Origin of the sequence: Flavobacterium sp. M31R6 (genome assembly GCF_013284035.1) — a bacterium.
Lineage (GTDB): Bacteria > Bacteroidota > Bacteroidia > Flavobacteriales > Flavobacteriaceae > Flavobacterium.
This window is the reverse complement of the sequence record NZ_CP054141.1, coordinates 805,622-818,355: the sequence shown is the minus strand read 5'-3', so window position 1 is coordinate 818,355 and position 12,734 is coordinate 805,622. Positions and strand designations below refer to the sequence as shown.

Annotated in this window: 8 protein-coding genes; all 8 read left to right on the top strand. The window is 38.1% G+C overall.

Annotation, left to right across the window (positions count from 1 at the left end):
• The first annotated feature begins 85 nt into the window (after positions 1-85).
• The 8 genes from HQN62_RS03270 to araA all read left to right on the top strand — a co-directional run bounded on the left by HQN62_RS03270 (position 86) and on the right by araA (position 12,650).
• Positions 86-1,711 carry an arabinan endo-1,5-alpha-L-arabinosidase gene (locus tag HQN62_RS03270; protein ID WP_173503309.1) on the top strand — a complete coding sequence of 542 codons (1,626 nt, stop codon included), beginning with the start codon at positions 86-88 and terminating at the stop codon, positions 1,709-1,711.
• Positions 1,712-1,796: 85 nt separating this feature from the next.
• Positions 1,797-2,798 (top strand): glycoside hydrolase family 43 protein, encoded by a 1,002-nt coding sequence (locus HQN62_RS03265; protein ID WP_173503308.1) that lies wholly within the window; start codon positions 1,797-1,799, stop codon positions 2,796-2,798.
• A 325-nt stretch (positions 2,799-3,123) separates the two neighbouring features.
• Positions 3,124-4,104 carry an arabinan endo-1,5-alpha-L-arabinosidase gene (locus HQN62_RS03260; RefSeq protein WP_173503307.1) on the top strand — a complete coding sequence of 327 codons (981 nt, stop codon included), beginning with the start codon at positions 3,124-3,126 and terminating at the stop codon, positions 4,102-4,104.
• Positions 4,105-4,381: 277 nt separating this feature from the next.
• The gene (locus HQN62_RS03255) at positions 4,382-6,346 is read left to right on the top strand and encodes a glycoside hydrolase family 127 protein (RefSeq protein WP_173503306.1); all 1,965 of its coding nucleotides are present in this window, start codon (positions 4,382-4,384) and stop codon (positions 6,344-6,346) included.
• A gap of 255 nt (positions 6,347-6,601) precedes the next feature.
• Entirely contained in the window at positions 6,602-8,587 is a 1,986-nt protein-coding gene (locus HQN62_RS03250; protein ID WP_173503305.1) for an alpha-L-arabinofuranosidase C-terminal domain-containing protein, read from the top strand.
• Positions 8,588-8,672: 85 nt separating this feature from the next.
• Entirely contained in the window at positions 8,673-10,364 is a 1,692-nt protein-coding gene (locus tag HQN62_RS03245; protein ID WP_173503304.1) for a ribulokinase, read from the top strand.
• Positions 10,348-11,049: an L-ribulose-5-phosphate 4-epimerase gene (locus tag HQN62_RS03240; protein ID WP_173503303.1), complete on the top strand. Its 702-nt coding sequence runs from the start codon at positions 10,348-10,350 to the stop codon at positions 11,047-11,049. The genes HQN62_RS03245 and HQN62_RS03240 overlap by 17 nt, the downstream gene beginning before the upstream one ends.
• A 92-nt stretch (positions 11,050-11,141) precedes the next feature.
• Positions 11,142-12,650, top strand: coding sequence for an L-arabinose isomerase (gene araA, locus HQN62_RS03235; protein WP_173503302.1), 1,509 nt, complete (start codon positions 11,142-11,144; stop codon positions 12,648-12,650).
• Positions 12,651-12,734 lie beyond the last annotated feature (84 nt).

Here is a 12,734-nt window from a genome sequence, read left to right as displayed (position 1 = left end):
ATGAGCATGTCGATAAATTGGTTCCAATAACTAATGAAAATATGCGAATTACATATGACAGATAAAAAACAATAAAGATCTACATATGAAAAAATCAAATTCCATTGTAAGAGTAGCATGTTATTTAGTCCTTGTACTAACTGTGGCAGTCTCATTGGGTAGTTGTTCCAAAGGGGATGATCCTACACCAGAGCCAACTCCTACTCCAACGCCGACACCAACACCTACTCCTACTCCAACGTTCGATGGGCCTACTTATGCCGACAATTATTCCTCGATTTCCTCTTGGGGTAATAATTCGAAATGGAATTTAGCCAACGTACATGATCCGTCGGTAGCAAAATGTGGTGATTATTATTATATGTATCAAACAGACGCTTCCTACGGAGGTGCAACAGATGGACATGGACATTTTTTCTACAGACGTTCCAAGGACCTCATTAATTGGGAATTCATGGGATCTACGATGGCCACGGCACCTGCTTGGGTATTAGACTCCGTAAACAACAAGAGATCCAGAATGAATCCAATTTTGCCAGCAATTACAAGTCCTAACTATGGCTTTTGGGCTCCTTGTGTTCGAAAAGTGGGCAACAAATACCGTATGTATTATAGCATTGTGGTCGATAACCCCATAATTGGAACTACTTTCGATAACTCTTGGTCAGAAAGAGCCTTTATTGGTTTGGCCGAAACAGATGATTTAGCTTCAAAAGTTTGGACAGACAAAGGAATGGTAGTTTGTTCAGAACCCGATGGTCTAAAACCATATTCATTTACTGGTGCTAGAAATTGGGAAGATGCTTATTTTAAATTTAATGCAATTGACCCGAGTTTTATTGAAACACCAGCCGGAGAGCAATACCTAATTTACGGTTCTTGGCATTCTGGTATTGCAGCTTTAAAACTGAATCCAACAACCGGAAAACCAGACCAACTGAAAACCTTGAGCGATTATGGAACTCGCATCGCTACACGTAGCGCAACCAGTCGTTGGCAAGCCTCCGAAGGACCGGAAATTATATACAATCCAGACACACAATATTATTATCTTTTTATGGCTTATGATGGACTTGATGTACCCTACAACACCAGAGTTTGTCGTTCGAAAAACATTATGGGACCTTATCTAGGAATTGATGGTGCCAATGTAACAAACGGAGCCGATTGTTGGCCAATGCTGACACATCCTTACGGCTTCAATAATCATACTGGCTGGGTTGGAATTTCACATTGTGCTGTTTTCCAAAATCCGGAAACAAAACAGTGGTTTTACTCATCACAAGCTCGTTTACCAAAAGATGTTCCAGGAATCAATGTTTCCAATGCCATAATGATGGGACATGTTCGCGAAATCCAATGGACTGAGGATGGATGGCCGGTAGTTGCTCCAGAGCGTTACGCTGGTGTGCCTGCTACTACCATTTCTGAAGCTTCATTTGTTGGAACATGGGAACAAATTACTATGAATTACCAATATGCCACCATTCAAAAATCAGCTACAATTTACTTAACTGCTGATAAAAAAGTGAGCGGTGGCGTTTCAGGAACTTGGGCGTATGACAGCACTTCCAAAACATTGACCGTAAATGGTATAAAATGTAAAGTAAATGATGCCTGGGATTGGGAAAGCGCAACCCGCAAAGTAACGCTAACCTACTCTGGACTTACCACCGCAGGAATACCTGTTTGGGGCAAGAAAATAAATTAATCTATTACTTAACAAATGCCTTTTTTAATGATTTAAAAAAGGCATTTGTTTTAAACCATATTCTTTAACTTCTTTTTAGAGAAAAATGAAAACAAAAAAAACAATCATAACCTTATCCCTCTTGGCAATTATTTCAATGTCCAAAACTGTTGCGCAAAATTCTGTTTCGGCTTCCGCCAATGAAAAAAAGACGGACCCTAAGACTCTAATCAATAACCCAATTATCAAAGATAAATACACTGGAGATCCAGCAGCTTTGGTTTACAAAGACAAAGTCTACCTCTATGCGGGTCATGATGAAGCGCCAAATGATTTCAATTTTTATAAAATGAATGAATGGCTGGTGTATTCCACCTCAGACATGGTGCATTGGCAAGAACATCCCGTTCCATTAAAAGTAACTGACTTTGCGTGGGCAAAAGCCGATGCGTGGGCTGCACAAGTGATTGAGCGCAATGGCAAATTTTACTGGTATGTCACTATTGAACACGGAACCATAAATGGGAAAGCGATTGGAGTTGCTGTTTCAGACAGCCCGACAGGGCCTTTCAAAGACGCATTAGGAAAAGCGCTTATCACCAATGACATGACGACCCAAACCAATATTAGCTGGGACGATATCGACCCAACTGTGATGATTGATGATGATGGACAGGCCTATATTTTTTGGGGAAATACCGTTTGCCATTATGCCAAATTAAAAGCAAACATGACCGAACTTGATGGCCCAATCCAAACCATTTCTTTGCCAAATTATACCGAAGCGCCTTGGATTCACAAACACAACAACTGGTATTACTTATCATATGCCTATCAGTTTCCTGAGAAAATTGCCTACGCCATGAGTAAATCTATCAACGGTCCATGGGAATACAAAGGCATTTTGAATGAAATTGCTGGAAACTCCAATACCAATCACCAAGCGATTATCGATTTCAAAGGAAAATCCTATTTCATTTACCACAATGGAAGCATCGAGCCGAATGGCGGTAGCTTTAGGAGGTCTGTTTGTGTAGATCGTTTGTTTTACAATAAAGACGGGTCTATGAAAAGGATAATTATGACAACGGAGGGGATAACTGAGTAAGAAGTATTCAGATTGCGGTTGTAAGAATACAATATCAATGAAATTCAACTAGTCCTAGTTACACAATACCTCCACCCAATATTGTCTTCCCGACTGAGGAGGGATCTCCGCAAGACACGAGCGATAGCGACTGGCGAAGCAAACTCGACAATCTGAGTCCCTTACTTTGCGGTGCTACTTACAGAGATGCTTCCTTCGTCAGCATGACAAGTTTGCGAGTAGTTGGGATGCAAAAAAAACGTCATTGGTAGAGAAAAGAAAGATTAGCTAATGACATAAAACTTGAATTTACAAAATGACTTAAATGTTTAAAAAAGCAACACATATGAAATTACATAAACACACCTCTCTACTACTCTTCTTCTTGATCCTATTCATTGGCACCTCATCCTTCGCACAGGACATTACAGTTCATGACCCAGTAATGATTAAACAAAAAGACACCTACTATTTGTATTGCACTGGAAAAGGAATCAGCGTATTCAGTTCCAAAGACTTAAAAAACTGGAACCCGGAACCCCAAATATTTAAAGAAAAACCCCTTTGGGTGGACGCCGTGGTTCCTGGTTTTGACAATCACATTTGGGCACCGGACATTTCTTTTCACAACAACACCTATTATTTGTATTATTCAGTTTCCGCTTTCGCAAAAAACACTTCGGCGATTGGAGTAACGACCAATACTACTTTAGACCCAAAAGATCCAGCTTACAAATGGGTTGATCAGGGAATTGTCATTCAATCTATTCCCAACCGGGACCTTTGGAATGCCATCGATCCTAATTTGACATTCGATGAAAACAATACTCCATGGCTCGCTTTCGGTTCTTTTTGGGAAGGATTAAAAATGGTCAAATTGAACCCCGATTTAAAGTCAATAGCACAACCGCAAGAATGGCATACGATTGCTAAACGCAAAAGAACATTTGGACTGGCCGATGCAGATCCAGGTGATGCAGCTCTTGAGGCTCCTTTTGTTTTTAAGAAAAATGAATATTACTACTTATTCCTTTCTTGGGATTTATGTTGCAGAGGTGAAAAAAGCAATTATAAAGTAGTCGTTGGAAGATCGAAAACCATAACGGGACCTTACGTTGACAAAGACGGAAAATTATTAACCGAAGGAGGTGGAACTTTACTAATTCAAGGAGACAAAAACTGGTTCGGAGCTGGACACAACAGTACCTATACTTTTGACGGAAAAGATTATATCATTTACCACGCTTATAATGCCAAACAAAATGGAAGACCATTACTGCAAATAAAGGAAGTGAAATGGGACGCTGATTTATGGCCAAGGCTTTAGAAAAAGTTTCTAAGTCCCTAAGTTGCTGAGATACTAAGTTAAAAAAATATTACCCCTGTTAAAGTTATCTGCATAATCTTAGCAACTTACTGCCTTAGATTCTTAGAAACTATAAAAACATTTAAAAATGTATTTTATACACTTATTTTATTTATCTTGCAGCTTGCTAATAAAAACCGTTTATGAAATCGCCATTAACAAACAGTTTGCGAAAGCAAACACCAACAAATAAAAAGGCGATACCATATATGACCAATGACAATTAAATTTTACATATATGAAAATTTTTAATTTAAAAAACCACACACTGCTTCTGTTAGTTTCATTATCGCTCTCAAGCGCTATGAATGCACAGAACATTGTGTCCAAAAACTCTGGATATACCATAACGCCAGTTAACATTCAAAACGTAAAACTAACTGATAACTTTTGGTTACCAATTATAAAAAGAGTTCAAGAAAAAACCATCGAATACGCAATTAAGAAATGCGAGGAAGAAGGACGTATGGACAATTTCTTAATCGCAGGCGGAAAGATGAAAGGAGAAGTAAAAGGACAAATGCCTTTTGACGATACCGACGTTTACAAAATAATCGAGGGTGCCTCAAACACCCTTATAAGTGAACCCAATCCAAAACTAGAAAAATTACTGGATTCCCTTATTGGTATTATTAAAGTGGGACAGGAAAAAGACGGTTATTTAACTACTTGGAGAACGATCAATCCTGCCAAACCACCAGCACCATGGGTGCCGGTTATAGAGGGAAAACGTTGGGAATCTTTACAAATCAGTCATGAATTATACAACTCAGGACATATGATAGAAGCCGCGGTAGTGCATTATGAAGCGACCGGGAAAAGAAACTTCTTGGACATTGCCATCAAAAATGCAAATTTGTTGGTGACAACATTTGGCGACGGGAAAGACCAAGTCCATGGCGTTCCAGGTCATCAAATTGTAGAAACTGGTTTGGTAAATCTTTATAGAATTACCAACAATAAAGACTATCTCCATTTAGCCAAATATTTTCTGGACAATAGAGGAAATCCAAAAAACCATAAACTATACGGTGCTTATGCACAGGATGACATTCCAGTTATCCAGCAAAAAGAAGCGGTTGGACATGCCGTGAGAGCCGTTTATATGTACTCCGGATTGACTGATATTGCTGCCATATACAATGACAAAGACTACCTGAATGCGGTGAATAATTTGTGGACAAATATGGTCAACAAAAAAATGTACATCACAGGTGGAATTGGTGCAATACATGACGGAGAAGCTTTTGGAGCAAACTATGAATTGCCGAACCTAACAGCTTACAATGAAACTTGTGCAGCCATTGGCGATGTGTATTGGAACCACAGACTTCATAATTTGACTGGAAATTCCGATTATTTTGATGTAATTGAACGCTCTTTATACAACGGATTAATCTCTGGAATTTCATTGGACGGAAAACAATTTTTCTATCCAAATGCACTGGAATCTGATGGAGTTTACAAAAACAATAGAGGTTCTTGTACCCGTCAATCGTGGTTTGATTGTTCTTGTTGCCCAACAAATTTAATTCGTTTTATTCCTTCGATTCCGGGATTGATATTTTCTACAAGCAAAAACGTGCTTTATGTGAATTTATATGCTTCGAATACTGCAAAAATTACTTTAGACAAAACAGAATTACAAATTTCACAACAAACCAATTATCCTTGGGACGGTAAAGTAGCGCTAACCGTTTCACCCAAAAAAGAAAGTGAATTCACTATTAAATTAAGAATTCCGGGTTGGGCCAGAAACCAAGTTTTACCAGGCGATTTGTATAGTTATAAAAATCTCGCTTCCGCAAAAGTTACGCTGACGATAAACGGAAAACCTTTAGGATATAAAGAAGATAAAGGATACATCAGCATTACCCGAAAATGGAAAAAAGGAGACACCATAAAACTGGACTTACCAATGGAAGTAAAAGAAGTCGTAACCAATACCAAAGTGGAAGGCAATATTGGTAAAGTAGCTTTGGAATATGGCCCGATTGTGTATGCTATTGAAGAAATGGACAATGCAACCAACTTTGACAAAATCACTATCGATGCTAATGATAAATTTAAAGTAACCAAAGAAGAAAACCTTTTGAATGGTGTAAATACCATTCAAACTGACAAACTTAAAGCAATTCCTTATTATTCTTGGTCAAACAGAGGAGTTGGAAAAATGAAAGTTTGGATTGATTTGAAAAAGTAAAAAGAGATGATATAATATGATTATCCGTGACCAATACCAAACCGATAAAAATAGCCACAGATTAAAAAGATTCACACAGATTTCTTTATTAATGCGAATAAAATCAGTGAAAATCAGTGAAATCAGTGGCAAAAAAAATACTTGGTACACTTTGCGGACTGTCGAATAATAGAGACTAAAACAGAATAATTATTAAAGTTTAAAAGCCAATCCAAAAGCTTAAAACTTTAAACATGAAACTTTAAACAAAAACATATGAAAGCAAATTTAATCACCAAAATAACCCTTTGCGGTCTTTTACTAAATGGCATTTATGCTAATGCGCAGCAAACAACTCTTGAAGTAAATACCAGCAAAACAATAACCAAAATTCAGCCAACAATGTATGGAATCTTTTTTGAAGATATCAACTTTGCTGCCGATGGAGGTTTGTATGCCGAAATGGTAAAAAACCGCTCATTTGAATTTGACGATCCTTTAATGGGTTGGATACAACCAAAAAGTGACAAACATAATTTTAATACCGAATCAGGAATTGCTGTTCCTGTTCAATTTTCAAAAAAAGGGAACAATCATAATTATTGCCGAGTTACGGTAAAAGATGCTAAAGGCTATGAAATCATCAATGAAGGTTTCAGAGGAATGGGAATTAAAAGTGGAGCAAAATACAATTTGACTCTAAAAGCATCTAAAGAAGCTGGAAATATATCGAAGATTATTATTCAATTCATTGGAAAAGACAATAAAGTTTTAGGCGAAACAAGCATTGTTCCTACTGCTTCAGGTTGGAATGAGTATACCGCTCAGCTTACTCCAACAGCCACAGAAGCAAAAGCAAAATTGCGTTTTACTTTTGAAGGGACAGGAACTATCGATTTGGATATGATTTCATTATTCCCAGAAGATACTTGGAACAATAGAAAAAATGGCCTTCGAAAAGATTTAGTACAATTGTTATATGATATGAAACCTGGTTTTTTACGTTTCCCAGGCGGCTGTATTGTTGAGGGAAGAACTCTGGCACAACGTTACCAATGGAAAAAAACAGTTGGAGAAGTTGATAATAGAGAAAGCTTAGTTAACCGCTGGAATACAGAATTTGCACACAAACCAACACCTGATTATTTTCAGTCTTTTGGTTTAGGCTTTTTTGAATATTTTCAATTATCCGAAGATATCGGAGCAACTCCATTACCAATTTTAAGTTGTGGAATGGCTTGTCAATTCAATACTGGCGAGTTGGTTCCTATGGATCAATTGGATCCTTATGTACAAGATGCGATTGACTTAATTGAATTTGCCAACGGAAGTGTAGATACTCCGTGGGGGAAAGTTCGTTCGGATATGGGACACCCAAAACCGTTTAATTTGAAATTTATTGGAGTCGGGAACGAACAATGGGGAACCGATTATATCGAGCGTTACAAAGTGTTTGAAAAAGCAATCAAATCAAAACATCCAGAAATTACTATTGTTTCAGGAAGCGGACCATTTCCAGAAGGAGATTATTTTGAGTATGCACAATCGGAACTTAAAAAATTGAATGCCGAAATCATTGATGAGCATTATTATAAAGAACCAAAATGGTTTAGAGAAAATGCAACTCGTTACGACAATTACGACCGCAAAGGGCCAAAAATTTTCGCTGGAGAATATGCTGCTCAAACGGTAGCCATTGCAAGTCCTGACAACAAAAACAGTTGGGAATGTGCTTTTTCTGAAGCCGCTTTTATGACCGGAATGGAACGCAATGCAGAAGTAGTTCATCTTACTTCGTATGCTCCTTTATTTGCTCACGAAGAAGGTTGGCAATGGACACCAGATATGATTTGGTTTAATAATTTAGAGTCCTTTGGTACACCAAATTATTATGTGCAAAAATTATTCGCTAACAATAAAGGAACTGATTTATTATCAATCACCAAAGACGGTAAAGCAGTTACAGGTCAAAACGACTTATTTGCATCGGCTGTGAAAGATGCCAATACCAAAGAAGTAATTGTAAAAGTTGTCAATACTTCCGCGAAAGCGCAGGACATTACTGTTGATTTAAAAGGAAGCAAATTCCAATCAAAAGGAACCGTTATTACACTTACGAGTCCAAATACTAATGATGAAAATTCATTTGCTTCCCCTAAAAAAATCAGCCCGAAAGAAAGCGAATATATCTTGAAAAGTGAAAAAGCATCATTGAGCGTACCTGCCTATTCTGTAACAGTTTTGAAGTTGAAATTGAAATAATTTTAGCATAAAATAAATTAAGTGTTTTTTATACACTTATTAAATAATTATATATATATTTGTACGTATTAAAAAAGTATTTGTGATGAAAAATTATGTAATAGGATTAGATTACGGCTCAGATTCTGTTCGTGCTGTATTGATAGACACTGAAAATGGACAGGAATTAGCGTCAAACGTTTGTGATTACAAGCGATGGAAAAATAAAGAATATTGTAATGCCTCTATAAATCAGTTTCGCCAACATCCTTTGGACCATATCGAAGGGTTGGAAACTACCATAAAATATGTAGTTGAAAACAGCAAAGTGGATCCCTCCTTAATACGAAGCATTTGCATTGACACTACAGGATCTTCTCCAGTGCCGGTTGCCGAAGATGGGACTCCATTGGCGCTGACCAAAGGTTTTGAACATAATCCAAATGCCATGATGGTTTTATGGAAAGATCACACGGCTATAAATGAAGCGAACGAAATCAATGAATTGGCAGCCAATTGGGGCGGAGAAAATTTCACTAAATACGAAGGGGGAATCTATTCATCTGAGTGGTTTTGGGCGAAAATTCTACACGTTGCCAGACAGGACGAAGCTGTGAATAAAGCAGCCTATACCTGGATGGAACATTGTGATTTAATGACGTATTTATTGATTGACAATAAAGACTTAAAATCGTTCAAAAGAAGCCGTTGCGCCGCGGGTCACAAAGCGATGTGGCACGAAGACTGGAACGGTTTGCCTCCTACAGAATTTCTAGAAAAATTGGATCCGTATTTGGCATCGCTTCGCGGAAGATTATATGATGAAACTTATACCTCAGATTTGGTAGCGGGTAATTTAAACCAAGAATGGGCAACTAAACTGGGACTTTCAACAGATACAGTTATTGCAGTAGGAACTTTCGATGCACATTCAGGAGCTGTGGGAGCTAAAATAGACGAACACACTTTGGTACGTGTAATGGGAACCTCAACTTGTGATATTATTGTTGACACCAAAGAATCTATCGGAACAAAAACTGTTCGTGGAATTTGCGGACAAGTTGATGGATCTGTAATTCCAGGATTTATAGGCCTTGAAGCGGGACAATCTGCTTTTGGGGATTTATTAGCTTGGTACAAAGAATTGTTACTATGGCCAACAGAAAATTTATTGGCTACTTCTACCCTTTTGACTGATGCACAAAAAGAAGAATTGAAAGCGGAGATCAGCGACAATTTAATCATACAATTAACTGCCGAAGCAGAGAAAATTCCTTTATCTGAAAGTGTTCCAATCGCATTGGATTGGATTAACGGAAGAAGAACTCCAGATGCAAATCAGGAACTTAAAAGCGCAATATCGAACTTGTCTTTAGGAACAAAAGCACCGCACGTATTCAAATCATTGGTAAATGCGATTTGTTTTGGTTCTAAAAAAATCGTGGATCGCTTTGAGGAAGAAGGTGTTCGAATTGATACGGTGATTGGTATTGGTGGTGTGGCTCGTAAATCGCCATTCATTATGCAAACATTAGCTAATGTATTGAACAAACCTATCAAAGTAGCTTTATCAGATCAGGCGCCTGCATTGGGAGCTGCTATTTATGCTGCCGTTGCTGCCGGAATTTATCCAAACGTAATTGAAGCTGCCCAAAAAATGGGAAGCCCTTTTGAAAGCGAATATACTCCGCAACTTGACAAAGTAGCTGCTTACAACAAATTGCTTTTAGCATACGATCAATTGAGCGCTTATGCTGATCCATCTATTAAAAAAAGAAAAAATGAGTTCACAGTATAAAGATTTAAAACAAGAATGCTACGAAGCGAATATGCAGTTGAACGCATTGAATTTGGTAGTTTACACTTTTGGAAACGTAAGTGCTGTCGATCGCAAAAATGGTGTTTTTGCCATTAAACCGAGCGGAGTTCCTTATGAAGACCTAAAACCGGAAGACATTGTTATTGTTGATTTTGACAACAACATCATTGAAGGAAGCTTACGTCCTTCTTCGGATACAAAAACACATGCTTACTTATATAAAAACTGGCCAAACATTGGTGGTGTTGCTCATACGCATGCAACCTATTCGGTGGCTTGGGCGCAATCGCAACGAGACATTCCGATTTTTGGAACCACTCATGCCGATCACTTAACTTCTGATATTCCTTGTGCAGCGCCAATGGCCGATTCCCTTATCGAAGGAAACTATGAACACAATACCGGAATTCAAATCTTGGATTGTTTCAAAGAAAAAAACCTTTCGTACGAAGAAACAGAAATGGTGCTAATCGGAAACCATGGGCCTTTCGCTTGGGGAAAAAACGCTGCCAAAGCAGTTTATAACTCAAAAGTTCTGGAAGTCGTGGCCGAAATGGCATATCTGACTTTGCAAATAAATCCAAATGCTCCACGATTGAAGGATTCTTTAATCAAAAAGCATTACGAACGCAAACACGGAAAAGATTCCTATTACGGACAATAACCGTTTATTCGGTGAATCGGTAAATCGTTTAATCGATTAGGCCGTTCTACGATTAAACAATTCAACAAATAAACGATTAAACGATATAAAAAATGATAGATATCTCTCAAAAAGAAATTTGGTTTGTAGTAGGAAGCCAAGAATTATACGGTGAAGAAACATTAAGAAAAGTAGCCGAACATTCTCAAATAATTGCAAAAGGATTGGACGCATCCTCAAAATTACCAGTAAAATTGGTATACAAAGATGTAGTAAAATCACCTGCACAAATCACGAATGTATGTTTGGAAGCGAATTCCAACAAAAACTGTATCGGTATTGTGGCTTGGATGCATACTTTCTCACCAGCCAAAATGTGGATTGGTGGTTTAAGTATTTTAAATAAACCATTATGTCACTTACATACACAATTCAACGCTGAAATTCCATGGGCTAGTATTGACATGGACTTCATGAACTTGAACCAATCGGCTCACGGAGACAGAGAGTTTGGTTTTATCATGTCCAGAATGCGCAAAAAACGCAAAGTGATTGTAGGACACTGGGAAGACGAACGCGTTCAAACCAAAATAGGAAACTGGACAAGAGTTGCACTAGGTTGGAACGAACTTCAAAACCTAAAAGTAGCTCGTATTGGTGATAACATGCGTGAAGTTGCCGTTACCGAAGGCGATAAAGTAGAAGCTCAAATTCGTTTTGGAGTTTCTGTTAATGGATACGATTCTTCAGATGTGACCAAACACATGGAAAAAGTAACCGACAAACAATTGAACGATTTATTGGCGGTTTACGAAGCTTCCTATAACTTGACACCATCACTTTTAGAAGGTGGAGCACAAAGACAATCTTTGGCGGATGCCGCAAAAATCGAATTGGGATTGAGAGCTTTCTTGGAAGAAGGAGGTTTCGGAGCATTTACCGATACTTTCGAAAACTTAGGAGTTTGGAAACAACTTCCTGGAATTGCAACCCAACGTTTAATGGCCGATGGTTACGGTTTTGGTGGTGAAGGTGACTGGAAAACTGCCGCAATGGTTAGAGCATTGAAAGTTATGAATGTGGGACTTGAAGGAGGAACTTCATTCATGGAAGATTACACGTATCATTTTACCCCTCAAAAATCTTATGTTTTGGGATCACACATGTTGGAAATCTGTCCATCTATCGCTGACGGAAAACCTTCTTGCGAAGTACATCCATTAGGAATTGGAGGAAAAGAAGATCCAGCTCGTTTGGTATTTAATTCACCTGCCGGAGATGCAATCAATGTATCACTTGTAGATATGGGAACTCGTTTTAGATTGATTGTAAACGAAGTAACGGCAGTAAAACCGATGGCTGATTTGCCAAAACTTCCAGTAGCGCGCGTATTGTGGGATTGCAAACCAAACCTTGATATTGCAGCAACGGCTTGGATTCTTGCGGGAGGTGCTCACCATACAGTTTACAGCCAAGCGGTAACTACTGAATTTATGGAAGATTTTGCTGATATTGCAGGAATCGAATTGCTTGTGATTGATGCAAATACGACTATCCGTAATTTCAAAGATACTATCAATGCTAATGAAGCTTATTTTCATTTGTTTCAACATGGTTTGTAATAACTAAAAAATATGTAGGTTAGCACTGCTTGCGTGAGTGATGGCAGTGGAGCTCTTTTTTATCCTGCTTTTTTTGCAGGATAA